Source organism: Pseudomonas sp. GL-B-26 (assembly GCF_019947405.1).
GTDB lineage: Bacteria > Pseudomonadota > Gammaproteobacteria > Pseudomonadales > Pseudomonadaceae > Aquipseudomonas.
In genome coordinates, this window is sequence record NZ_JAGYGJ010000042.1 from 1 (window position 1) to 23,313 (window position 23,313).

The following is a 23,313-nucleotide window of genomic DNA, read 5'->3' on the forward strand; positions in this document are numbered from 1 at the left end:
TGAAGGGCCGTCGAAGACTACGACGTTGATAGGTTGGGTGTGTAAGCGCTGTGAGGCGTTGAGCTAACCAATACTAATTGCCCGTGAGGCTTGACCATATAACACCCAAGCAATTTGCTGACCTGAAGAGGCACCAGATTGCGGTGTGTGAAGACGACACAAGTCGAAAATTCGCAACGCAACACACAAATCTATTGCATACCCAATTTGCTGAAACGTCGAAAGACGGCTCAGTACCCGAATTTCTTGACGACCATAGAGCATTGGAACCACCTGATCCCATCCCGAACTCAGCAGTGAAACGATGCATCGCCGATGGTAGTGTGGGGTTTCCCCATGTGAGAGTAGGTCATCGTCAAGATTAAATTCCGAAACCCCTATCTGCGTCTGCAGGTAGGGGTTTTGTTTTGTCCTCGAAAAAAGCATCCTGAGACTGGTACGGAGGTTGAGTTTGTATCTGGTTTGTAACCGTCCGGCCAACACATCTTCCTGATCCCCGCGTTTAAGGCTACGGGGGCTGCCTTTGTCGATGTCAGCTACGCGGATCGAGCTTCGGCTCTAGATAGATCTACGGAAGTTCTGATGGCATCAATTACGTCTTGAGCGAGCGCCATAACTGTCGTTGTACTGACTTCAATCCGGCTGACAATGTCTTCTCTCGGGCCCTGTTTCCAGGCAGCGCTTGCGTAAAAAACATCTTGAGATACTTGGCGATGGATCTCGCTTTCATAGGAGCGAATCAGGTGATAGCTGTCACAATCATGTAATGAGCTGCCATAAGAAACGACATCTATGCCAGATTCTAGGTGAAGCGGTACACTTACATTCTGCATTATTTGATGAAAATCCAATCCCGATCCTGGCTTTAAGGTATACATCAGGATTTCAATAATTCGAGTCATTCCAAGTCTTCCATGTGGAGTTTCAACGTGAGCATCCGTACATCCCAGCTTACGTTATTAGGCGGGAGTCCAGCTATGCGGCAGCAGTTGCGTAATCTCATTCGCTCGCTGCGTCGGTAGGCGTGTAAGGACGTCCTTTAAATAAGCGTACGGATCATGCTCGTTGAGCCGCGCAGACTGGATTAAGCTCATGATCGCCGCCGCCCGATGCCCGCTGCGTAACGACCCTGCGAAGAGCCAGTTCTTGCGTCCAAGAGCCCACGGCCGGATCTGGTTCTCTGCCCAATTATTGTCAATGGGTACGGCCCCGTCATCAAGGTAGCGCGACAGCGCTGCCCAGCGTTTCAAGCTGTAATCCAATGCTCTGCTGATGGCTGAGCCTTCAGGCACGAGATCACGCTGGGCAATCATCCAGGCATGCAGCATATCCATCACCGGTACCGCTTTTTCTTGCCGTTTTCGGCGCCGTAAATCCGGCTCCAGATCGTGAACTTCACGTTCGATTTCGTACAGCAACTGGATATAACGCAGGGCCTGTCTAGATGCCGAAAAACGTCCTGAATCCCAAAACCGTCGGGGACCACTATTGGTTTGGACAGCAATCGAGGCACGACATCGAGGTCGTGGGGCGCACTCTTGGTCGAGCAGCAGAATGTCGGATCGGTCCGCACTGCATGAAAATAATGGGCTGCTGCCCATCTCTGCGCACTGGGGGTTGCCGTGAGTCCCCGAACGTACCGCGCGGTCGCGCTCCCGACTCCCAGGAACACCTGCAAGCGCTCTTGCAAGAATGTTGAGTGTTATCAGGGATCAAGGCCCCTGCGACCTGTGAGGGTTGTCCACTAACGCGGGACTGGCGGCTCCTTACGGCCGGGAGCTTGGGCATCTCATGATCTGGCCTCCTGAACACTTCCGAAGAAGTGGGCGGGTGGAGGCGGCGCTGCAATCCTCGACGGCAACCGGCTGGTGGTCTTACTCAGCGCCTGAAGAAATTCCGGCAGCTTGCTTTCACGCAAATGCGGAGAGTACTCAGGGGAAGGCGGCGCCAGCGCGATGGCATGAAGTTCTGAAGCCGGATTGTGTTCGCACACCCCCCCCTCCCCGCGCAATCGCCTGACTGAAAAACTTCTTGAGCCAGGTCCGGGCTTTGTCTGCCACATTGAACGCCCCGCGCTTTTCGATGCTGGCCTGCAACTTCGCGCAGTCGGCGCGATTGATGTGTTCCAGCTGCATCTCGCCGAGTGCCGGTAGCAGATCCTTGTCGAGGTAGTCGCGAATCTTCTTTAACGTCGCATGGCTGCGGCCGGAGTCGGCCTTGAACTGATACCAGTACTCCGTAGCTCGCCTGAAGGTGTTGAGCCCAGCCTCCCGTTGCTGCTGCTTGTCATCCCGCCGCTTGGCGCCAGGGTTGATGTCGTTCTTGAGCAGCTTCCGGCATTCAGCAGTCGTTCACGAGCCTCCTGCGGCTTGGACACTTTGAGTTGCAAGGCGGTGAGGGGCATGGCTGTACACATCCGGTTCTCGAACTGGAATCTGTACAGAAAATGTACCAAGAAGAGGCTGGCTTGCGAGGGATGGAACCCCAAAGACCAAAAAGCCCGCAGTTAGCGGGCTCTAGGGGTGTTGCGTAGACGCTGGTAGTCGTCTATGTACTGCAAATGGTGCCCCGAGGGAGACTCGAACTCCCACTCCTTTCGAAAACGGATTTTGAATCCGCCGCGTCTACCAATTCCGCCATCAGGGCTCAATGGCGGCGAAGTATAGAGATGAGATAACCGTCGGTCAATCAGGTACATGGAGAATTTTTGATATTTCCGCTAGACTTCCCGGCCCTGCTAGACGAACCCCATCATGCGCGTTGCTGACTTTACCTTCGAGCTCCCTGATTCGCTGATCGCTCGCCATCCTTTGGCTGAGCGTCGCAACAGTCGCCTGTTGACCCTTGATGGGGTCAGCGGCGCCCTGGCACACCGTCAATTCACTGATTTGCTCGAGCATTTGCGCCCGGGTGATTTGATGGTGTTCAACAATACCCGGGTGATTCCGGCGCGGCTGTTTGGCCAGAAGGCTTCCGGCGGCAAGCTGGAAATCCTGGTGGAGCGGGTGCTCGACAGTCATCGCGTGCTGGCCCATGTGCGGTCCAGCAAGTCGCCGAAGCCGGGGTCGAAGATCCTGATCGACGGCGGTGGTGAAGCCGAGATGCTGGCGCGTCACGATGCGCTGTTTGAGCTGGGCTTTGCCGAAGAGGTGTTGCCGCTGCTCGACCGCGTCGGTCACATGCCGTTGCCTCCTTATATAGACCGCCCGGATGAAGGCTCGGACCGCGAGCGTTATCAGACGGTCTACGCCGAGCGTTTGGGTGCGGTAGCAGCGCCGACGGCGGGGCTGCATTTCGATCAGCCGCTGATGGAGGCGATTGCCGCCAAGGGCGTCGAGACTGCGTTCGTGACGTTGCACGTGGGTGCGGGCACGTTCCAGCCAGTGCGCGTCGAGAAGATCGAAGACCACCACATGCACAGTGAGTGGTTGGAAGTCGGTCAGGACGTGGTCGATGCAGTTGCAGCCTGCCGCGCTCGCGGTGGTCGCGTGGTGGCGGTGGGGACCACCAGCGTGCGCTCCCTGGAAAGCGCTGCGCGCGATGGTGTGCTCAAGCCGTTCAGTGGCGACACCGACATCTTTATTTACCCGGGCCGCCCGTTTCATGTGGTCGATGCCCTGGTCACCAACTTTCACTTACCCGAATCCACGCTGTTGATGCTGGTTTCGGCGTTCGCCGGTTATCCCGAAGCCATGGCCGCTTATAAAGCCGCCGTTGAGCATGGTTACCGCTTTTTCAGCTACGGTGATGCGATGTTTATCACCCGTAATCCCGCACCACGTGGCCCTGAGGAAACAGAATGAGTCGCACCAGTCGCATGTCTTTTGAGCTTCTTGCCACCGATGGCAAGGCTCGTCGCGGTCGTTTGACCTTCCCGCGCGGTACCGTCGAGACCCCGGCGTTCATGCCGGTGGGCACGTATGGCACGGTCAAGGGCATGTTGCCGCGGGATATCACCGCCACGGGCGCGGAAATCATTCTGGGCAACACCTTCCACTTGTGGCTGCGTCCTGGCACCGAAGTGATCAAGAAGCACGGCGATCTGCACGATTTCATGCAGTGGAAAGGCCCGATTCTGACCGACTCCGGCGGTTTCCAGGTGTTCAGCCTGGGCGCGATGCGCAAGATCAAGGAGGAGGGCGTGACCTTCGCTTCTCCGGTCGACGGCGCCAAAGTGTTCATGGGCCCGGAAGAGTCGATGCAGGTCCAGCGCGATCTGGGCTCGGACATCGTGATGATTTTCGACGAATGCACCCCGTACCCAGCCGATGAAGACGTCGCGCGGGTGTCCATGGAGCTGTCGTTGCGCTGGGCCAAGCGTTCGAAAGAGGCCCATGGCGACAACACTGCGGCGCTGTTCGGCATTGTTCAGGGCGGCATGCACCAGGATCTGCGCATGCGCTCCCTGGAAGGTCTCGACAATATCGGCTTCGATGGTCTGGCCATTGGCGGTCTGTCGGTGGGCGAGCCGAAGCACGAGATGATCAAGGTCCTGGATTACCTGCCGGGTCAGATGCCGGCTGACAAACCTCGTTACCTTATGGGCGTTGGCAAACCGGAAGATCTGGTTGAGGGTGTGCGCCGCGGTGTGGACATGTTCGATTGCGTGATGCCAACCCGTAATGCCCGCAATGGGCATCTGTTCATTGATACAGGCGTGCTGAAGATCCGTAACGCGTTCCATCGCCATGATGATTCGCCGCTGGATCCGACCTGCGATTGCTACACCTGCCAGAACTTCTCCCGTGCTTATCTGCACCATCTGGACAAGTGTGGCGAAATGCTGGGTAGCATGTTGAATACCATCCACAATTTGCGCCATTACCAGGTGCTTATGGCTGGTTTGCGCGAGGCTATTCAACAGGGTACATTGGCCGCCTTTGTCGATGCCTTCTACGCCAAACGCGGGCTTCCTGTTCCGCCTTTGGACTGAGTTTTCTGACCCCAAGATTCAACATTTGCAACTGGAGTGCTAAATGAGCTTTTTTATCTCTAATGCCATGGCTGACGCTGCTGCACCTGCTGCAGGCCCAATGGGCGGCGGCTTTGAGTGGATTTTCCTGGTCGGTTTCCTGGTCATCTTCTACCTGATGATCTGGCGTCCACAGGCCAAGCGCGCCAAAGAGCAGAAAAACCTGCTGAGCAGCCTGCAGAAAGGCGACGAAGTTGTTACCACCGGTGGTATCGCCGGCAAGATCACTAAAGTGGCAGACGACTTCGTTGTTCTGGAAGTTTCCGACACCATCGAAATGAAGTTCCAGAAAGGCGCCATCGCCGCCACGCTGCCAAAAGGCACGCTGAAAGCGATCTAAGTTTCAACTTCTACTCAATCGACGGGGCGCGCAAGGCGCCCCGCGTCATAAGCGGGCGGCGTGATGCTGAACAAATACCCTCTGTGGAAATACATTCTGATCCTGGCGGTGCTGGCGGTCGGTCTGATTTATTCCGCTCCCAATCTATATCCTGATGACCCGGCCATTCAGGTCAGCGGTGCAAGCACTGCGCTGCAAGTCAATCAGGCTGATCTGGATCGTGTGAGCGCAGCGCTCAAGGAATCCGGGATCAACGTCAAGGCTGCCACCCTGGCAGCAAACGGCAAGGGCGGTCTGATTCGTCTGACCAAGGCTGAAGACCAGCTACCTGCCAAGGACGTCGTACGCAAGGCATTGGGTGATGACTACGTCGTTGCACTGAACCTGGCACAAACCACCCCGCAATGGCTGCGCAGCCTGGCCGCGCACCCGATGAAGCTGGGTCTGGACTTGTCCGGTGGTGTGCACTTCCTGCTGGAAGTGGACATGGACAAAGCGCTCGATGCGCGCCTGAAAGTCTACGAAGGCGACGTCAAGAGCCTGTTGCGTAAAGAGAAGCTGCGCTATCGCAGCCTGCCGCAACTCAACGGTGCCATTCAGCTGGGCTTCACTGATGAAGCAACCCGCGAACAAGCCCGTACGCTGATCCGCAAGAGCTTCAATGATTTCGACATTGTTCCGGCCGACCTCAATGGCCAACCGGTACTGCGTCTGGCGATGACCCCGGCCAAGCTGGCGGAAATCCGTGAATACTCCATCAAGCAGAACTTGACCACGGTACGTAACCGCGTCAACGAGCTGGGTGTTGCCGAGCCAATCGTTCAGCGTCAGGGCGCCAACCGCATCGTGGTTGAGCTGCCGGGCGTGCAGGACACTGCCGAAGCCAAGCGTATCCTCGGCAAGACGGCCAACCTTGAGTTCCGTCTGGCCGCTGAGCCAGGTGCTTCGAAAGCCACTTCCGAAACCTTCGAGTTCCGTGAAGGCAATCGTCCGCCAGCACAGATCGAGCGTGGCTTGATCATCACTGGCGACCAGGTGACGGACGCCAAGGCTGGCTTCGGCGAGCACGGCACGCCAGAAGTGAACATCCGTCTGGATGGCCACGGTGGCGAGCTGATGAGTCGTGCGACTCGCAGCAACGTCGGTCGCAGCATGGCAGTGATCTTTATCGAGCAACGTCCGGTTACCACTTACGTCAAGCAAGTGGTTAACGGCGTCGAGAAAGACGTGCCGGTCCAGACGTTCAAGGAAGAGAAAAAGATCATCAGCCTGGCGACCATCCAGTCGCCGCTGGGTGCTCAGTTCCGCATCACTGGCCTGAACGGCCAGGGCGAGTCGTCCGAACTGGCGCTGCTGCTGCGTGCCGGTGGTCTGGCTGCACCGATGTACTTCGCTGAAGAGCGCACCATTGGCCCGAGCCTGGGTGCCGACAACATCGTCAAGGGTATCGATGCATCGCTGTGGGGCATGCTGTTTGTCTCGCTGTTCATCATGGCCATCTACCGCTTCTTCGGCATCATCGCCACCGTCGCGCTGGCGGTGAACATGGTGCTGCTGCTGGCCTTGATGTCGCTGCTGGGGGCAACGCTGACCCTGCCGGGTATCGCCGGTATCGTATTGACCATGGGTATGGCCGTCGACGCCAACGTTCTGATCTTCTCGCGGATACGTGAAGAGATCGCGGCAGGCATGACCGTACAACGGGCAATCAACGAAGGCTTCGGCCGGGCATTCACCGCGATTCTCGACGCCAACCTGACAACCTTGTTGGTCGGCGGGATTCTCTTTGCGATGGGCACCGGCCCGGTCAAAGGTTTCGCAGTGACCATGTCCCTCGGGATCTTTACCTCGATGTTCACGGCCATCATGGTGACCCGCGCGATGGTCAACCTGATCTTCGGCGGTCGTGACTTCAAGAAGTTGTGGATTTAAGGGGCTGCCATGTTACGTACAATCAACTTCATGGGCGTTCGCAACTTTGCGTTCGGCGTCACATTGTTCCTTACCGCACTGGCATTGTTCAGTGTTGCCACCAAGGGCATGAACTGGGGGCTGGACTTCACCGGCGGTACGCTCATTGAGCTGACCTACGAGCGTCCGGCCGATGTCACCAAGGTGCGTGAGCAACTGGCCACTTCGGGTTATCACGAGGCAATCGTGCAGAGCTTCGGTGCGACTACCGATTTGCTGGTGCGCATGCCGGGTGAAGACCCGCAGCTGGGTCATCAAGTGGCAGAAGCGCTGCTGAAAGTCGGCGGCGACAACCCGGCGACGGTCAAGCGCGTCGAGTTCGTCGGCCCGCAGGTGGGTGAAGAGCTGCGCGACCAGGGCGGCCTCGGCATGCTGATGGCGCTCGGCGGCATCCTGATCTACCTGGCTTTCCGCTTTCAGTGGAAGTTTGCGGTTGGTGCCATTGTTTCGCTGATCCACGACGTGATCGTGACCATCGGTATCCTGTCGTTCTTCCAGATCACCTTCGACCTGACGGTGTTGGCGGCGGTACTGGCGATCATTGGTTACTCGCTCAACGACACCATCGTGGTATTCGACCGGGTTCGTGAGAACTTCCGTGTGCTGCGCAAGGCGTCCTTGATCGAGAACATCAACATCTCGACTACCCAGACCCTGCTGCGGACCATGGCAACGTCGATCTCCACTTTGCTGGCGATCGCGGCCCTGTTGTTCTTTGGTGGCGACAACCTGTTCGGCTTCTCCATCGCGCTGTTTATCGGTGTGTTGGCGGGTACTTACTCGTCGATCTACATCGCCAACGTCGTGCTGATCTGGCTGAACCTGAGCACTGAGGATCTGATTCCTAGTGTGGCTACCGATAAGGAAGTCGACGACCGCCCATAACGGCTATCGTTTTCCAGCTGTCGGCCGAAAAGGCGCGAGTGTTGAACTCGCGCCTTTTTTTATGCTCCAAGGCTAGGAGAAGCGCGGGCATGTCCCGCATGTGATGGTCAGGAGGTTCATGTGAACAAGTCGATGCTGGTTGGTGCAGTATTGGGTGCTGTTGGTGTGACGGCCGGAGGTGCTGTTGCCACCTACAGCCTTGTCAAAAAAAGCGGCCCTGAGTATGCGCAAGTTCTGGCCGTTGAACCGGTCAAGACACAAATCAAGACGCCACGTGAAGTATGCAAGGATGTTGCAGTAACCCGGCAAGCGCCGGTGAAAGATCAGCATCAGATCGCCGGTACCGTGGTCGGTGCGTTGGCGGGTGGTCTGCTGGGTAATCAGATCGGCGGCGGCACCGGCAAGAAAATTGCTACGGTCGCAGGCGCTGTCGGTGGTGGTTACGCCGGCAATAAGGTTCAGGAAGGCATGCAGGAGCGCGACACCTACACCACGACTCAGACGCGGTGTAATACCGTGAATGACATCAGTGACAAGGTCGTAGGTTATGACGTCCGTTATTCGCTGGACGGCAAGGAAGGCAAAGTGCGGATGGATCGCGACCCGGGCAACCAGATTCCGGTCGATAAGGAAGGCAAGCTGATCCTGGGGCAGAACGAAGAGAATCGCTAAATACTCAGGTTTGAGATTCAAAAAGAAGCACCCTTCGGGGTGCTTTTTTTGTGCCTGAAATCCGGTCTCGGAAACACCCAAAACCCAATGTGGGAGCGGGCTTGCTCGCGAAAGCGGTGTGTCATTCACTGTAAATGCTGAATGTTAGACCGCGTTCGCGAGCAAGCCCGCTCCCACAAGGGGTTGGTGGTGAGGCACAAATTTCGGGCATAAAAAAAGCACCCCGAAGGGTGCTTTTTTGTGGCTGCTCGCTTAGCGCCTCAGCGAGGCCGGCAGGTGCGGCTGGATGGCCGTCAGTACTGCTTTGAAGCATTTGGTATTGCCGGCAACGACGTGGCCTTTCTCAAGGAAGTCGTGACCGCCGGTGAAGTCGCTCACCAGGCCGCCTGCTTCCTGGATCAGCAGGGCGCCAGCAGCCATGTCCCACTCGGACAGGCCCGACTCCCAGAACGCGTCGAAACGGCCGGCCGCTACGTAAGCCAGGTCCAGGCTCGCCGAGCCAGCACGGCGGATGCCGGCAGTTTGGCCAACCAAGGCGCGGAACATGCCCAGGTAGTTGTCGAGGTTGTCCATCTGGTCATCGCGGAACGGGAAGCCGGTACCCAGCAGGGCGCCGTCCAGGCTGGTGCGGCCGCTGACGCGCAGACGACGACCGTTCAGTTGAGCGCCGCGACCACGGCTGGCGGTGAATTCTTCCTGGCGAACCGGGTCCAGAACAACAGCGTGTTCCAGGCGACCGCGGTATTTGCAGGCGATGCTGACAGCGAAGTGAGGAATGCCGCGCAGGAAGTTGGTGGTGCCGTCCAGTGGGTCGATGATCCACAGGTAGTCTTCGCCTTCGCCGCTACCCGGGTGCATGCCGGTTTCTTCGCCGAGAATGCCGTGGGTAGGGTAGGCCTTGCGCAGCGCGTCGATGACTTTCTGTTCGGCGGCGCGATCCACCTCGGATACGTAATCCTTGGCGTCTTTTTCGTCGACCTTGATGGTATCCAGGCGCTCGATGGAGCGGAAGATCAATTCACTGGCGCTGCGGGCGGCGCGCAGCGCGATATTCAGCATGGGCTGCATGGATGTGTCACCTAAGGTTGTTAAAGAAAGCCGGGCATTCTATCAGAACTTTTCTACAGGTGAAGGTTGGTGTTCGCTTTCATAGCTTAACGGTAGGTTGAGCTGTAAGATTCTGCTCCCATTAAAGTGTTCGAGAGCGCCTCCCTTGCTGCAAAACATTCGTGTCGTCCTGGTCAATACCAGCCATCCCGGGAATATCGGCGGGGCTGCGCGTGCCATGAAGAACATGGGCCTGTCGCGGCTGGTGCTGGTCGAACCGCGGTTGTTCCCGCATCACGAAGCCGATGCTCGTGCTTCCGGTGCCGGTGACATCCTTGAAAACGCGCAAGTCGTCGCCACCTTGGAAGATGCCTTGGTTGGCTGCAATCTGGTGCTCGGCACGAGCGCCCGTGACCGTCGCATTCCCTGGCCGTTGCTCGATCCCCGCGAATGCGGTGTAAAAGTGGTCGAGGAGGCAACGCAGGGTGCTGAAATCGCCTTGGTCTTTGGTCGTGAAGATTCCGGCCTGACCAATGAAGAGCTGCAGCGATGTCATTATCACGTGCACATCCCATCAGACCCTGAGTTCAGCTCGCTGAACCTTGGGGCGGCGGTGCAGGTTTTGAGCTATGAAGTGCGTATGTCCTGGCTCGCGGCCCAGGGTCAGCCGAGCAAGGTCGAGAAGGATGAAGTGGCGTCCACCAAAAGTGGTGAGCTGGCGACCATGGATGAACTGGAGCGATTCTATGAGCACCTGGAGCAAACCCTGGTGGCCATTGAGTTTCTCGATCCGGAAAAACCACGGCACTTGATGGCGCGCCTGCGCCGGTTGTACGGACGCAGCTCGGTCAGCCGGGCGGAAATGAATATATTGCGTGGCATCCTCACGGAAACCCAGAAAGCGGCCCGTGGCGAGCTTCTTAAGCGGAAGGATTAAAAATGTTCGAGCGTTTGCGTGAAGATATCCAGAGTGTTTTCCATCGTGATCCGGCAGCGCGCAACGCCTTTGAAGTTCTGACGTGCTACCCGGGCATGCACGCCATCTGGATCCACCGTCTGTCGTCGGTCCTGTGGAGTATGGGCTGGAAGTGGCTGGCGCGGCTGGTGTCAAACTTCGGTCGCTGGTTGACCGGGATCGAAATTCATCCGGGTGCCAAGGTCGGTCGTCGCTTCTTTATTGACCATGGCATGGGCATCGTCATCGGTGAAACCGCTGAGATCGGCAATGACGTCACCCTTTATCAGGGTGTGACCCTGGGTGGCACTAGTTGGAACAAGGGCAAGCGTCACCCGACGCTTGAAGATGGCGTGGTGGTCGGGGCGGGGGCCAAAGTACTGGGTCCGTTTACGGTCGGCGCCGGAGCCAAGGTCGGTTCCAATGCCGTGGTCACCAAGGCGGTTCCGGCGGGTGCGACGGTGGTCGGCATTCCGGGTCGGATCATCGTCAAGCCCGATGAAGAGCAGGACGCCAAGCGCAAGGCCATGGCCGAGAAGATCGGTTTCGATGCCTACGGTGTTGGCGAAGACATGCCGGACCCGGTGGCGCGTGCCATCAATCAGTTGCTCGATCACCTGCAGGCCGTCGACGGCCGTCTGGAAGGTATGTGCGGTGCGTTGAAAGATCTGGGCAGTAACTACTGCGCCAAGGATCTACCTGAGTTGCGCGAAGAAGACTTCGCCTGTGTCAAGGACAAGGATGAAAGCAAGGCGAGCTAACTCCGGGCTGACCCCTTCGCAAGCAATTGCTGGCTGTTCGCGGCCAGCCTTTGCTATGATGCGCCCGCTCTTTTGCGGGTAATCCTGACTAAAGTACTAGGTCTTATAGTTGACTTAAATACTCGGGAATTGCATACTCGCCCCATTCCGAACTCCGTGGTAATTGTCCATGCGACTGACTACAAAAGGCCGATACGCCGTGACTGCCATGCTTGACCTGGCGTTGCACGCGCAGCACGGGCCGGTGTCCCTGGCCGATATCTCCGAGCGCCAAGGCATCTCCCTGTCCTACCTCGAACAGCTCTTCGCCAAATTGCGCCGCAGCAATCTGGTGTCCAGCGTCCGTGGTCCAGGCGGCGGCTATCAGCTGTCGCGCGACATGCAGGGTATCCAGGTCGCCCAGGTGATCGATGCGGTGAACGAATCGGTCGATGCCACCAAATGCCAGGGCCAAGGTGATTGCCATCAAGGCGACACCTGTCTGACCCACCACTTGTGGTGCGATCTGAGCCTGCAGATTCACGAGTTTCTCAGCGGTATCAGCTTGGCTGACCTTGTCACTCGCCGTGAGGTACAAGAAGTAGCCCAGCGTCAGGATCAGCGCCGTTGCAATAGCAAAGCGCCACGCCTGGACAAGATTGAAGCGTCCGCCGTCGAATGACAGCCAAAGAGCTAGCGGCACGCCAGCCAGCCTGATTTAGGAGATAGTCCATGAAATTGCCGATTTACCTTGATTACTCTGCGACCACCCCGGTTGATCCGCGTGTAGCGCAAAAGATGAGTGAGTGCCTGCTGGTTGACGGAAACTTCGGTAACCCGGCGTCCCGTTCCCACGTGTTCGGCTGGAAAGCTGAAGAGTCCGTCGAAAACGCTCGTCGTCAGGTCGCTGACCTGGTCAACGCCGACCCGCGTGAAATCGTCTGGACCTCCGGTGCCACCGAGTCCGACAACCTGGCAATCAAGGGTGCGGCGCATTTCTATGCCACCAAAGGCAAACACCTGATCACCACCAAGATTGAGCACAAGGCTGTCCTCGACACCATGCGCCAACTGGAGCGTGAAGGCTTCGAAGTCACTTACATCGAGCCTCGCACTGATGGTCTGGTCACTCCAGAGATGATCGAAGCTGCCCTGCGCGACGACACCATCCTGGTTTCGGTCATGCACGTGAACAACGAAATCGGCACCATCAACGACATCGCAGCCATCGGCGAACTGACCCGCTCCAAGGGCATCCTGTTCCACGTCGACGCTGCTCAGTCCACCGGCAAGGTCGATATCGACCTGTCGAAGCTGAAAGTCGACATGATGTCGTTCTCTGCCCATAAAACCTACGGCCCTAAAGGCATCGGCGCACTGTACGTCAGCCGCAAGCCGCGTGTTCGCATCGAAGCGACCATGCACGGCGGCGGTCACGAACGCGGTATGCGTTCGGGCACCCTGGCGACCCACCAGATCGTCGGCATGGGCGAAGCCTTCCGCGTAGCCAAGGAAGACATGGTTGCCGAGAACATCCGCATCAAGGCCTTGAGCGACCGTTTCTTCAAGCAGGTCGAAGGCCTGGAAGAGCTGTACATCAACGGCAGCATGACCGCCCGCGTTCCGCACAACCTGAACCTGAGCTTCAACTACGTTGAAGGCGAGTCGCTGATCATGGCGCTCAAGGATCTGGCGGTTTCGTCCGGTTCGGCCTGCACCTCGGCTTCCCTTGAGCCTTCGTACGTACTGCGCGCCCTGGGCCGCAACGACGAACTGGCACACAGCTCGATTCGCTTCACCTTCGGCCGTTTCACCACCGAAGAAGAAATCGACTACGCCGCGCAGAAAGTCTGCGAGGCCGTTACCAAGCTGCGCACTCTGTCGCCGCTGTGGGACATGTACAAAGACGGTGTCGACATTTCGAAAATCGAGTGGGCGGCACACTGATTTCAAGTCGCCGCAACCCGGCCCTGTAAGACGCAGGTTTTCAGGGCTTAAGAGCGACTCTCTGATGAGTGAGGATTAAGAATCATGGCTTACAGCGAAAAGGTCATCGACCACTACGAGAACCCGCGCAACGTCGGCAAGATGGACGCGGAAGACCCTGATGTCGGCACCGGCATGGTCGGCGCCCCGGCGTGCGGCGACGTGATGCGTCTGCAGATCAAGGTCAACGAGCAAGGCATCATCGAAGACGCCAAGTTCAAGACCTACGGTTGCGGTTCGGCTATCGCCTCCAGCTCCCTGGCGACCGAGTGGATGAAAGGCAAGACTCTGGATGAAGCAGAGACCATCAAAAACACTCAGCTGGCTGAAGAACTGGCTCTGCCGCCAGTAAAAATTCACTGCTCCGTACTTGCTGAAGACGCTATCAAAGCGGCCGTTCGCGACTACAAGCAGAAGAAAGGCTTGATCTGACTTTCAAGTTTTGGCGACGAGTAAGGAGTCACCGATGGCTATCAGCATGACAGAAGCGGCTGCTCAACACGTGCGACGCTCCCTCAACGGGCGCGGCAAAGGTGAAGGGATTCGTCTGGGTGTTCGCACCACAGGCTGTTCCGGCCTTGCCTACGTGCTGGAGTTTGTCGACGAGGTGGTTGCAGAGGATCAGGTGTTCGAAAGTCACGGCGAGAAAGTGATCATCGACCCGAAAAGCCTGGCCTACCTGGACGGCACCGAACTCGACTTCGTCAAGGAAGGGTTGAACGAAGGCTTCAAGTTCAACAACCCCAACGTGCGCGGTGAATGTGGCTGCGGCGAAAGCTTCAACATCTGAGGCTGCGCGTGGGTACTCCTTGTCATTTCGCTTTATTTGAGCTGAAACCGAGCTTCCGTCTGGATCTCGATCAGTTGGCCACGCGCTACCGTGAGTTGGCGCGCGGTGTTCATCCGGACCGCTTTGCAGACGCTTCCGAGCGCGAGCAGCGGCTGGCGCTAGAGCAATCCGCGAGCCTCAACGAGGCCTACCAGACGCTCAAAAGTCCCCCAAAGCGCGCGCGTTATTTGCTCGCCATGGGCGGTCGCGAGCTGCCGCTGGAGGTCACGGTGCATGATCCGGAGTTTCTTCTGCAGCAGATGGAGCTGCGTGAAGAGCTCGAAGACCTGCAAGACAGCGCCGACCTGGCGGGTGTTGCAGTGTTCAAGCGTCGCCTGAAGACTGCGCAAGATGAACTGAACGAAAGCTTCGCAGCCTGTTGGGATGATGCAGCGCAACGTGAACAGGCCGAACGCCTGATGCGGCGCATGCAGTTTCTCGACAAGCTCACCTACGAAGTGCGCCAGTTAGAAGAGCGCCTCGACGATTAACCCAGTGCCGCTCCGGTCGCACGCCTGATATACAGATAAGTCCTGATAACGATGGCCCTACTGCAGATCGCCGAACCCGGCCAAAGTCCTCAACCGCACCAGCGCCGTCTGGCTGTGGGGATCGACTTGGGCACTACCAATTCGCTGGTCGCTGCATTGCGCAGTGGTCTTTCCGAACCTCTGGCTGACGCTGACGGGCAGGTCATCCTGCCGTCTGCCGTGCGCTACCACGCCGATCGCGTCGAAGTCGGCGAGTCGGCCAAGCTGGCTGCCGCCACCGATCCTTTGAACACTGTGCTATCGGTCAAGCGCTTGATGGGTCGTGGTCTGTCCGACGTCAAGCAATTGGGCGATCAACTGCCGTACCGCTTTGTCGGCGGCGAATCGCACATGCCGTTCATCGACACCATTCAGGGGCCGAAAAGCCCGGTCGAAGTTTCCGCCGATATCCTGAAAGTGCTGCGTCAGCGCGCCGAAGCGACGTTGGGTGGCGAACTTGTGGGTGCGGTGATCACCGTTCCGGCCTATTTCGACGATGCTCAGCGTCAAGCCACCAAGGATGCGGCCAAGCTGGCCGGTCTGAACGTGCTGCGTCTGCTCAATGAGCCGACCGCCGCCGCTGTGGCTTACGGTCTGGATCAGCACGCTGAAGGCCTGGTCGCTATTTATGACCTGGGTGGCGGCACCTTTGATATTTCGATTCTGCGCCTGACCGGCGGTGTGTTTGAAGTTTTGGCTACCGGCGGCGACAGCGCGCTGGGCGGCGATGACTTCGACCACGCAATCGCTGGCTGGATCATCGAGAGCGCCGGTCTGTCCGCCGACCTCGATCCGGGTGCGCAACGCCATCTGCTGCAAACCGCTTGTGCGGCCAAAGAAGCCCTGACCAATACCTCGACCGTTGAAGTCGCTTATGGCGACTGGAAAGCCGGGCTGACCCGTGAAGCCTTCAATGCGCTGATCGAGCCAATGGTTGCCCGCAGCTTGAAAGCCTGTCGCCGCGCTGTGCGTGATTCCGGCATCGAGCTGGAAGAAGTGCATGCCGTGGTCATGGTCGGCGGTTCGACCCGTGTGCCTCGCGTCCGCGAAGCCGTCGCTGAAGCCTTCGGCCGCGAGCCGTTGACCGAAATCGATCCGGATCAAGTGGTGGCCATTGGTGCCGCGATCCAGGCCGATACCCTGGCCGGCAACAAGCGCGATGGCGATGAACTGCTGTTGCTTGACGTGATTCCGTTGTCCCTTGGGCTGGAAACCATGGGCGGGCTGATGGAGAAGGTGATTCCTCGCAACACCACCATCCCTGTCGCCCGAGCTCAGGACTTCACGACTTATAAAGATGGCCAGTCGGCCATGGCGATCCACGTATTGCAGGGTGAGCGCGAGCTGATCAGCGACTGCCGTTCCCTGGCACGCTTCGAATTGCGCGGCATTCCGGCGATGGTGGCCGGTGCGGCGAAGATTCGCGTGACCTTCCAGGTCGATGCCGACGGTCTGCTCAGTGTTTCTGCTCGCGAGCTGGGCTCGGGCATTGAGGCCAGCATCCAGGTCAAGCCGTCCTACGGTCTGACGGATGGCGAAATTGCCAAGATGCTCAAGGACTCGTTCCAGCACGCCAACGACGACAAGGTCGCTCGGGTGTTGCGTGAACAGCAGGTCGATGCCCAGCGCCTGATCGAAGCGGTGCAGGGCGCCCTCGATGTCGATGGCGAGCGCTTGCTCGACGCCGAAGAGCGCATGGTCATCGAATTGCAGATGCAGGAACTGACCGAACTGATGAAAGGTACTGATGGTTATGCCATCGAGCAGCAGACCAAGCGTCTGTCGCAAGTGACCGACGCCTTTGCTGCCCGCCGCCTGGACTCGACGGTGAAAGCCGCGCTGGCGGGGCGCAACCTGAATGAGATTGAGGAATAACGATGCCGCAGGTCATTTTTCTGCCACACGAGAAGTTCTGCCCGGAAGGTATGGTTGTAGAAGCTGAGCCTGGCACATCCATTCTCGAGCTGGCCCACGAACACCATATCGAGATGGAAAGCGCCTGTGGCGGCGTTTGCGCCTGTACCACCTGCCACTGCATCATCCGCGAAGGTTTCGACTCGCTGGAAGAAGCGGATGAGCTGGAAGAAGACTTTCTTGATCGTGCCTGGGGTCTGGAGGCGCAATCGCGTCTAGGCTGTCAGGCGATTGTCGGGAATGAAGACCTGACTGTTGAAATTCCGAAATACTCGCTCAACCATGCAGCCGAAGCGGCGCACTGATTCAAGGAACTGAAATGAGTCTGAAATGGGTTGATGTGCTGGAAATCGCGATCCAACTGGCTGAATCCAAGCCGGATGTGGACCCGCATTACGTGAACTTCGTCGATCTGCACCAATGGGTGCTGGCATTGCCGGAGTTCAGTGATGATCCGACCCGCGGTGGCGAGAAGGTGCTTGAAGCCATTCAGGCCGCCTGGATCGAAGAAGCAGACTGAGTCTGCGCCGTACGCAGTTAGGCAATACTAAAGAACCCGCGTATAATTCGCGGGTTTAATTTTTCGCAAATTACCGTTTCTGGAGTTACACCATGGCTGTTCAACGTACTTTCTCCATCATCAAGCCTGACGCTGTTGCAAAAAACGTTATCGGCGAGATCACCACTCGTTTCGAAAAAGCTGGCCTGCGCGTTGTAGCTTCGAAACTGAAGCAACTGTCCAAAGCTGAAGCTGAAGGCTTCTACGCTGAGCACAGCGCTCGTGGTTTCTTCGGCGACCTGGTTGCTTTCATGATCTCCGGTCCGGTTGTCGTTCAGGTTCTGGAAGGCGAAAACGCTATCGCTCTGAACCGTGAGCTGATGGGCGCTACCAACCCTAAAGAAGCTGCTGCCGGTACCATCCGCGCTGACTTCGCTGATTCGATCGACGCCAACGCTGTACACGGTTCGGACTCCGAAGCCGCTGCTGCTCGCGAAATCTCGTACTTCTTCGCAGCTACTGAAGTAACCACTCGCTAAGCATTGGCTTAAGAGTGAAGGTGAATCCATGACTACATCGACTGTAAAAACCAACCTGCTGGGTCTGACTCAGCTGGAAATGGAAAAATTCTTCGACTCAATCGGGGAGAAGCGTTTCCGTGCCGGTCAGGTAATGAAATGGATTCACCACCTTGGCGTCGATGATTTCGACGCCATGACGAACGTCAGCAAGGCCTTGCGCGACAAGCTCAAGGCTATTGCCGAGGTTCGCGGTCCTGAAGTTGTCAGCGAGGACATCTCCACCGACGGCACCCGTAAGTGGGTGGTGCGCGTGGCGTCCGGCAGCTGTGTCGAGACCGTGTACATTCCCCAGGGCAAACGCGGCACTTTGTGCGTTTCGTCCCAGGCAGGCTGTGCCCTGGATTGCAGTTTCTGCTCCACCGGCAAGCAAGGATTCAACAGCAACCTCACTGCCGCCGAAGTCATCGGCCAGGTGTGGATTGCCAATAAATCGTTCGGCAGCATCCCGGCGACTGCCGACCGTGCCATCACCAACGTGGTGATGATGGGCATGGGTGAGCCGCTGCTGAACTTCGACAACGTCGTGGCTGCCATGCATCTGATGATGGATGACCTGGGCTACGGGATCTCCAAGCGCCGCGTAACCCTGTCTACATCGGGTGTGGTGCCGATGATCGATGAGCTGTCCAAGCACATCGACGTCTCCCTGGCGTTGTCCCTGCACGCACCGAACGACGCATTGCGTAACCAATTGGTGCCGATCAACAAGAAGTATCCGCTTAAGATGCTGCTCGAGTCGTGCCAGCGCTACATGTCGTCCCTGGGCGAGAAGCGCGTGCTGACCATTGAGTACACCTTGCTCAAGGACATCAACGACAAGGTCGAACACGCGGTCGAAATGATCGAGTTGCTCAAGAACATCCCGTGCAAGATCAACCTGATTCCGTTCAACCCGTTCCCGCATTCCGGTTACGAGCGCCCGAGCAACAACGCGATTCGTCGTTTCCAGGATCAGCTTCACCATGCCGGCTTCAATGTCACCGTACGCACCACCCGCGGTGAAGACATCGATGCCGCGTGTGGCCAATTGGTAGGACAGGTGCTGGATCGCACCCGTCGCAGCGAACGTTATATCGCCGTGCGCGAGTTAAGCGCCGAAAACGATATCGCACAGAACGCTGCGAACAATAATTAAGAGAGGATCTCTATGTCCCTGCGCTTCGCGCTGCTTTTGCTGTTGGCCAGCCTGTGTGCTGGTTGTGTCCTGTCGGGCGATTTCAACCCGATGAAGACCAGCAAGGGCCGCGATGAGGCGCGCGTTGCGTATGTGCAGCTGGGCTTGGGGTACTTGCAGCAGGGTATGACCGAACGGGCGAAAGTACCGTTGAAGAAAGCGCTGGATCTGGATGAGTCGGATCCGGATGCCAACGCTGCGCTGGGTCTGGTATTCCAGGCCGAGATGGAGCCGGAGCTGGCGGATCAGCATTTTCGCAAGGCGCTGTCTTCCCGTCCCAACGATGCGCGAATCCTGAACAACTACGGCAGTTTTCTTTTCGAAGAGAAACGCTACAAAGAAGCTTACGAGCGCTTTGAACAGGCCGCCGCCGATACCTTGTATCCTGAGCGTTCGCGAGTGTTCGAGAACCTCGGCATGACCGCTTCGAAGCTGGGGCAGCGCGATCTGGCGCAGCAGCAGCTGGAAAAATCCCTGCGTTTGAATCGCCAACAGCCACGAGCATTGCTGGAAATGGCTGAGTTGTCCTTCGAAGACAGGCATTATGTGCCCGCGCGTGACTATTACGATCGTTTTAGCCGGCTCACCGAGCAAAATGCACGTAGTCTATTGCTCGGCGTTCGGCTGGCAAAAGTGTTTGATGATCGCGACAAGGCCGCCAGTTTTGGCCTGCAACTAAAACGACTCTATCCCGGTACGCCGGAATATCAGCAATACCTGTCGGAGCAATGATGAAAGCGGCGCATCCCGAAGTTGTAGCAGCGAATCGCGTTAATCCCGGTGAGACTTTGCGCCAGGCTCGCGAAAGCAATGGCTGGTCGCTGGCCGAAGTGGCCCTCAAGCTCAACCTCACCGTCAATTCCCTGAGCAATCTGGAAGCCGGCGCTTTCGACAAGCTGCCTGGGCATACCTTTGCTCGCGGTTATATTCGCACCTACGCGAAACTGCTCGGCATGGATCAAACCGTACTGGTCCAACAGTTCGACCAATCCACCGGCACCGACTCCCAGGGCAGCAACGTTCATAGCCTGGGACGTATCGAAGAGCCGGTTCGGGTTTCCCACACCATTTTGCGAATTGTCAGCCTGCTGTTGCTGTTCGCAGTGATTGGTGGTGGTTTTGTCTGGTGGCAGGATCAAACCTCATTGCGCACCAAAGACCTGACCAGCCTGAGCCCGGAACACGTTGAAGTCGAAGGCGCTGACGGCACCACCCAGATTCATCCGCTGGACGAGCCGGAAGACCAGGCCGTTGCGGAAGGTCAGGCTGAAGGCACAACCGCTCTTGCGTTGCCGCAGGCCGAGACGTCGGCTGAAGCGCCGGCCGAAGCTGAAGCGACTGCGCCTGCTGCACCGGTTGCACCAACGCCTGTTGCACCTGCCCACAGCATCGCTCCGGTTGTCGCGACTCCGGCCGCGCCTGCCCCGACTGCCCCGACTGCTCCCGTTGTATCGACCCCGCCTGCGAGCGCTTCGGTTACTCCGACCATTCCCGCTCCAGTCGCGGCGGCTCCGGTTGCCGGTCAAGGCCAGGTTCAACTGCAATTCACTGCCGATTGCTGGACGCAAGTGACCGATGGCACCGGCAAGGTGCTGTTGAGCGGTCTCAAGCGTAAAGGCGAAAACGTTTCCGTGAGCGGCAAGCCACCGTTTTCCGTGCGTCTGGGCGTCGCCCGTGGCGCGCAGGTCAGCTACAACGGGCAGGTGGTTGATGTCGCTCCGTTCACCAGTGGCGAGACTGCTCGCCTGAAGTTGGGTCAATAAGTCATGCACGGCGAATCTCCAATCAAACGTCGCGAATCCCGCAAGATCTGGGTCGGTAACGTGCCTGTTGGCGGCGATGCGCCTATCGCTGTGCAGAGCATGACCAACAGCGACACCAACGACGTGGCCGCCACCGTGGCCCAGATCAATCGCCTGGAAGCGGCTGGCGTCGATATCGTACGAATTTCCGTTCCCGATATGGATGCCGCTGAAGCCTTCGGCAAGATCAAGAAGCTGGTCAAAGTACCGTTGGTTGCCGACATTCACTTCGACTACAAGATCGCTCTGCGCGTAGCCGAACTGGGCGTTGACTGCCTGCGCATCAATCCGGGCAACATCGGTCGCGAAGACCGCGTACGTGCGGTAGTCGATGCCGCCCGTGATCGCGGGATTCCGATCCGTATCGGCGTGAACGCCGGTTCCCTGGAAAAAGACCTGCAAAAGAAATACGGCGAGCCGACTCCGGCTGCGCTGGTTGAATCTGCCCTGCGTCACGTCGAGCACCTTGAACGTCTGAATTTCCAGGACTTCAAGGTCAGCGTGAAAGCCTCCGACGTGTTCATGGCCGTCGCCGCTTACCGCTTGCTGGCCAAGGAAATCGTCCAGCCGCTGCACCTGGGCATCACCGAAGCCGGTGGTTTGCGTTCAGGTACGGTGAAATCCGCCGTGGGCCTCGGTATGCTGCTCGCCGAAGGGATTGGCGATACTATTCGCATCTCGTTGGCGGCGGACCCGGTCGAGGAAGTGAAAGTCGGCTACGACATTCTCAAATCCCTGCACCTGCGTTCCCGTGGCATCAACTTCATCGCCTGCCCGAGTTGCTCGCGGCAGAACTTCGATGTGGTCAAAACCATGAACGAGCTGGAAGGGCGCCTCGAAGACCTGCTGGTGCCATTGGATGTCGCGGTCATCGGTTGCGTGGTCAACGGACCGGGCGAAGCCAAGGAAGCCCATATCGGCTTGACCGGCGGCACGCCAAACCTGATTTACATCGACGGTAAGCCGTCGCAGAAACTGACGAATGACAATCTGGTGGATGAGCTTGAACGCTTGATCCGCCAGAAAGCGGCCGAAAAGGTCGAAGCTGACGCAGCAGTCATTGCGCGCGGCTAAGTCGAACGAATTTAAGGATTTATAGTGAGCAAGTCTCTGCAAGCCATACGTGGCATGAACGACATCCTGCCCGAGCAGACTCCCCAGTGGCGTCATTTCGAGGGCACCGTCTCGCGTTTGCTGGATAACTACGGTTACAAGCAGATCCGCATGCCAATCGTCGAGTTCACCGAGCTGTTCAAGCGCTCCATCGGTGAAGTGACCGACATCGTCGAAAAAGAGATGTACACCTTCGACGACCGCAACGGCGACTCCCTGACCCTGCGCCCTGAAGGCACGGCGGCCTGTGTGCGTGCGGTGCTTGAGCACGGCATCACCGGCGGTGGCCAAGTGCAGAAACTCTGGTACATCGGCCCGATGTTCCGCCACGAACGTCCGCAGAAAGGCCGTTATCGCCAGTTCCACCAGATCGGTTGTGAAGTCTTCAACCTCGACGGTCCGGACATCGACGCCGAGCTGATCGTGCTGACCTGGCGCCTGTGGGGCGAGTTGGGTATCCGTGATGCGGTCAAGCTCGAACTCAACAGCCTCGGCACTGCCGAGTCCCGCGGTCGTTATCGCGAAGCGCTGGTCGAGTTCCTTTCGGCCCGCCTGGACAAGCTGGACGAAGACAGCCAGCGCCGTCTGAAGACCAACCCTTTGCGGGTCCTGGATACCAAGAACGCTGACACTCAAGCCGTGCTGGTCGACGCGCCGAAAATGGCTGACTACCTCGACGAAGAATCCCGCGTGCACTTCGAGGGCCTCAAGGCTCGTCTGGACACCGCTGGCATTCCTTATGTGATCAACCCGAAGCTGGTTCGCGGGCTGGATTACTACAGCAAGACCGTTTTCGAATGGGTCACCGACAAGCTGGGCGCCCAAGGCACCGTGTGTGCTGGTGGTCGTTACGACGGTCTGGTGGAGCAGATGGGCGGCAAGCCGACCCCTGGCGTTGGTTTCGCCATGGGCATCGAGCGCCTGGTGCTGTTGCTTGAAACCCTGGAGCAGATCCCGGAAGAGATTTCCCGTCAGGTCGATGTTTACCTCTGCGCCTTCGGTGAGGCCGCCGAGTTGGCCGGTCTGGCCCTGAGTGAACGTGTTCGTGATCAATTGCCCAACCTGCGTCTGCAAGTGAATGCCGGCGCCGGCAGCTTCAAAAGCCAGTTCAAGAAAGCCGACAAGAGCGGTGCGTTGTACGCGCTGATCCTCGGTGACGACGAAATGGCCCAGCAAGTGGTAGGTTTCAAACCCCTGCGTGGCCAGGGCGAACAACAAAGCATTGCCTGGGATGCGCTTGCTGCACACCTGGCCACCTGCGTCGTGCAGGGTTGAAGCTGTCAAACAGCCGATTTAGCGATTA

Annotated in this window: 25 protein-coding genes, 1 tRNA gene, 2 rRNA genes and 2 pseudogenes; 24 read left to right on the forward strand and 6 right to left on the reverse strand. The window is 58.0% G+C overall.

Going from position 1 to position 23,313, the window contains the following annotated elements; genetic code table 11:
• Together KGB23_RS23020 and rrf are read left to right on the forward strand one after the other, a co-directional pair.
• Positions 1-98, forward strand: a 23S ribosomal RNA gene (locus KGB23_RS23020); the annotation flags it as partial.
• 147 nt (positions 99-245) lie between these two features.
• Positions 246-361 (forward strand): 5S ribosomal RNA (rrf, locus tag KGB23_RS23025).
• A 175-nt stretch (positions 362-536) separates the two neighbouring features.
• On the opposite strand, the gene KGB23_RS23030 is transcribed toward rrf, so the two are convergent.
• The 5 genes and pseudogenes from KGB23_RS23030 to KGB23_RS23040 all read right to left on the reverse strand — a co-directional run bounded on the left by KGB23_RS23030 (position 537) and on the right by KGB23_RS23040 (position 2,646).
• On the reverse strand, positions 537-902 hold the full coding sequence (locus KGB23_RS23030; RefSeq protein ID WP_150659132.1) for an NIPSNAP family protein: 366 nt from the start codon (positions 900-902) through the stop codon (positions 537-539).
• 57 nt (positions 903-959) lie between these two features.
• Positions 960-1,442: pseudogene (locus KGB23_RS23035) on the reverse strand (IS66 family transposase); the annotation flags it as partial.
• Positions 1,442-1,654, reverse strand: a pseudogene (locus KGB23_RS30260) (hypothetical protein); the annotation flags it as partial. The pseudogenes KGB23_RS30260 and KGB23_RS23035, both read right to left, overlap by 1 nt.
• Before the next feature lie 277 nt (positions 1,655-1,931).
• Positions 1,932-2,330 (reverse strand): phage integrase central domain-containing protein, encoded by a 399-nt coding sequence (locus KGB23_RS30500; RefSeq protein ID WP_411741508.1) that lies wholly within the window; start codon positions 2,328-2,330, stop codon positions 1,932-1,934.
• Between the two features lie 231 nt (positions 2,331-2,561).
• Positions 2,562-2,646, reverse strand: a tRNA-Leu gene (locus tag KGB23_RS23040).
• A gap of 107 nt (positions 2,647-2,753) precedes the next feature.
• Here KGB23_RS23040 and queA point away from each other — a divergent pair.
• From queA to KGB23_RS23070, 6 genes are all read left to right on the forward strand, one after another.
• Entirely contained in the window at positions 2,754-3,803 is a 1,050-nt protein-coding gene (gene queA / locus KGB23_RS23045) for a tRNA preQ1(34) S-adenosylmethionine ribosyltransferase-isomerase QueA (protein ID WP_027922739.1), read from the forward strand.
• A gap of 14 nt (positions 3,804-3,817) precedes the next feature.
• Positions 3,818-4,933 carry a tRNA guanosine(34) transglycosylase Tgt gene (gene tgt, locus KGB23_RS23050; protein ID WP_161990833.1) on the forward strand — a complete coding sequence of 372 codons (1,116 nt, stop codon included), beginning with the start codon at positions 3,818-3,820 and terminating at the stop codon, positions 4,931-4,933.
• 43 nt (positions 4,934-4,976) lie between these two features.
• Positions 4,977-5,312 carry a preprotein translocase subunit YajC gene (gene yajC, locus KGB23_RS23055; protein ID WP_008147715.1) on the forward strand — a complete coding sequence of 112 codons (336 nt, stop codon included), beginning with the start codon at positions 4,977-4,979 and terminating at the stop codon, positions 5,310-5,312.
• Between the two features lie 63 nt (positions 5,313-5,375).
• Positions 5,376-7,244 (forward strand): protein translocase subunit SecD, encoded by a 1,869-nt coding sequence (gene secD / locus KGB23_RS23060; RefSeq protein WP_223432725.1) that lies wholly within the window; start codon positions 5,376-5,378, stop codon positions 7,242-7,244.
• Positions 7,245-7,253: 9 nt separating this feature from the next.
• Positions 7,254-8,168: a protein translocase subunit SecF gene (gene secF / locus KGB23_RS23065; RefSeq protein WP_223432726.1), complete on the forward strand. Its 915-nt coding sequence runs from the start codon at positions 7,254-7,256 to the stop codon at positions 8,166-8,168.
• Between the two features lie 120 nt (positions 8,169-8,288).
• Positions 8,289-8,840, forward strand: coding sequence for a glycine zipper 2TM domain-containing protein (locus tag KGB23_RS23070; protein ID WP_046046026.1), 552 nt, complete (start codon positions 8,289-8,291; stop codon positions 8,838-8,840).
• Positions 8,841-9,092: 252 nt separating this feature from the next.
• Here the strand turns inward: KGB23_RS23070 and suhB are convergent, their stop codons facing one another.
• The gene (gene suhB / locus KGB23_RS23075; protein WP_223432727.1) at positions 9,093-9,908 is read right to left on the reverse strand and encodes an inositol-phosphate phosphatase; all 816 of its coding nucleotides are present in this window, start codon (positions 9,906-9,908) and stop codon (positions 9,093-9,095) included.
• A 145-nt stretch (positions 9,909-10,053) separates the two neighbouring features.
• Here suhB and trmJ point away from each other — a divergent pair, with 145 nt between their 5' ends.
• The 16 genes from trmJ (at position 10,054) to hisS (ending at position 23,285) form a co-directional block, all read left to right on the forward strand.
• Entirely contained in the window at positions 10,054-10,824 is a 771-nt protein-coding gene (gene trmJ / locus KGB23_RS23080) for a tRNA (cytosine(32)/uridine(32)-2'-O)-methyltransferase TrmJ (protein ID WP_046046028.1), read from the forward strand.
• 2 nt (positions 10,825-10,826) lie between these two features.
• A complete protein-coding gene (gene cysE, locus KGB23_RS23085) occupies positions 10,827-11,603 on the forward strand; it encodes a serine O-acetyltransferase (RefSeq protein WP_223432728.1) in 777 nt (258 codons plus the stop codon).
• A gap of 169 nt (positions 11,604-11,772) precedes the next feature.
• Positions 11,773-12,264 (forward strand): Fe-S cluster assembly transcriptional regulator IscR, encoded by a 492-nt coding sequence (gene iscR, locus KGB23_RS23090; RefSeq protein ID WP_007903581.1) that lies wholly within the window; start codon positions 11,773-11,775, stop codon positions 12,262-12,264.
• Positions 12,265-12,314: 50 nt separating this feature from the next.
• Positions 12,315-13,529 carry an IscS subfamily cysteine desulfurase gene (locus KGB23_RS23095; protein ID WP_074873944.1) on the forward strand — a complete coding sequence of 405 codons (1,215 nt, stop codon included), beginning with the start codon at positions 12,315-12,317 and terminating at the stop codon, positions 13,527-13,529.
• A gap of 84 nt (positions 13,530-13,613) precedes the next feature.
• Positions 13,614-14,000 (forward strand): Fe-S cluster assembly scaffold IscU, encoded by a 387-nt coding sequence (gene iscU / locus KGB23_RS23100; RefSeq protein WP_003443374.1) that lies wholly within the window; start codon positions 13,614-13,616, stop codon positions 13,998-14,000.
• 34 nt (positions 14,001-14,034) lie between these two features.
• On the forward strand, positions 14,035-14,358 hold the full coding sequence (gene iscA / locus KGB23_RS23105; protein ID WP_007903589.1) for an iron-sulfur cluster assembly protein IscA: 324 nt from the start codon (positions 14,035-14,037) through the stop codon (positions 14,356-14,358).
• Between the two features lie 8 nt (positions 14,359-14,366).
• On the forward strand, positions 14,367-14,888 hold the full coding sequence (gene hscB / locus KGB23_RS23110) for a co-chaperone HscB (RefSeq protein WP_008070981.1): 522 nt from the start codon (positions 14,367-14,369) through the stop codon (positions 14,886-14,888).
• A 51-nt stretch (positions 14,889-14,939) separates the two neighbouring features.
• Positions 14,940-16,802, forward strand: a complete 1,863-nt coding sequence (gene hscA / locus KGB23_RS23115; RefSeq protein WP_223432729.1) for a Fe-S protein assembly chaperone HscA — start codon at positions 14,940-14,942, stop codon at positions 16,800-16,802.
• 2 nt (positions 16,803-16,804) lie between these two features.
• Positions 16,805-17,146: an ISC system 2Fe-2S type ferredoxin gene (gene fdx / locus KGB23_RS23120; RefSeq protein ID WP_046046032.1), complete on the forward strand. Its 342-nt coding sequence runs from the start codon at positions 16,805-16,807 to the stop codon at positions 17,144-17,146.
• Between the two features lie 14 nt (positions 17,147-17,160).
• Positions 17,161-17,361 (forward strand): Fe-S cluster assembly protein IscX, encoded by a 201-nt coding sequence (iscX, locus tag KGB23_RS23125; protein WP_095079942.1) that lies wholly within the window; start codon positions 17,161-17,163, stop codon positions 17,359-17,361.
• 92 nt (positions 17,362-17,453) lie between these two features.
• Positions 17,454-17,879, forward strand: a complete 426-nt coding sequence (gene ndk, locus KGB23_RS23130) for a nucleoside-diphosphate kinase (protein WP_007916882.1) — start codon at positions 17,454-17,456, stop codon at positions 17,877-17,879.
• A 28-nt stretch (positions 17,880-17,907) separates the two neighbouring features.
• The gene (gene rlmN / locus KGB23_RS23135) at positions 17,908-19,056 is read left to right on the forward strand and encodes a 23S rRNA (adenine(2503)-C(2))-methyltransferase RlmN (RefSeq protein ID WP_059403385.1); all 1,149 of its coding nucleotides are present in this window, start codon (positions 17,908-17,910) and stop codon (positions 19,054-19,056) included.
• A 12-nt stretch (positions 19,057-19,068) separates the two neighbouring features.
• Positions 19,069-19,827 carry a type IV pilus biogenesis/stability protein PilW gene (gene pilW / locus KGB23_RS23140; protein WP_223432730.1) on the forward strand — a complete coding sequence of 253 codons (759 nt, stop codon included), beginning with the start codon at positions 19,069-19,071 and terminating at the stop codon, positions 19,825-19,827.
• Complete coding sequence (locus KGB23_RS23145) at positions 19,827-20,858, forward strand: helix-turn-helix domain-containing protein (RefSeq protein ID WP_223432731.1); 1,032 nt, start codon at positions 19,827-19,829, stop codon at positions 20,856-20,858. Before pilW ends, KGB23_RS23145 begins: the two co-directional genes overlap by 1 nt.
• Before the next feature lie 3 nt (positions 20,859-20,861).
• Positions 20,862-21,971, forward strand: coding sequence for a flavodoxin-dependent (E)-4-hydroxy-3-methylbut-2-enyl-diphosphate synthase (gene ispG, locus KGB23_RS23150; protein ID WP_008147751.1), 1,110 nt, complete (start codon positions 20,862-20,864; stop codon positions 21,969-21,971).
• 24 nt (positions 21,972-21,995) lie between these two features.
• Positions 21,996-23,285: a histidine--tRNA ligase gene (gene hisS, locus KGB23_RS23155; protein ID WP_223432732.1), complete on the forward strand. Its 1,290-nt coding sequence runs from the start codon at positions 21,996-21,998 to the stop codon at positions 23,283-23,285.
• Positions 23,286-23,313 lie beyond the last annotated feature (28 nt).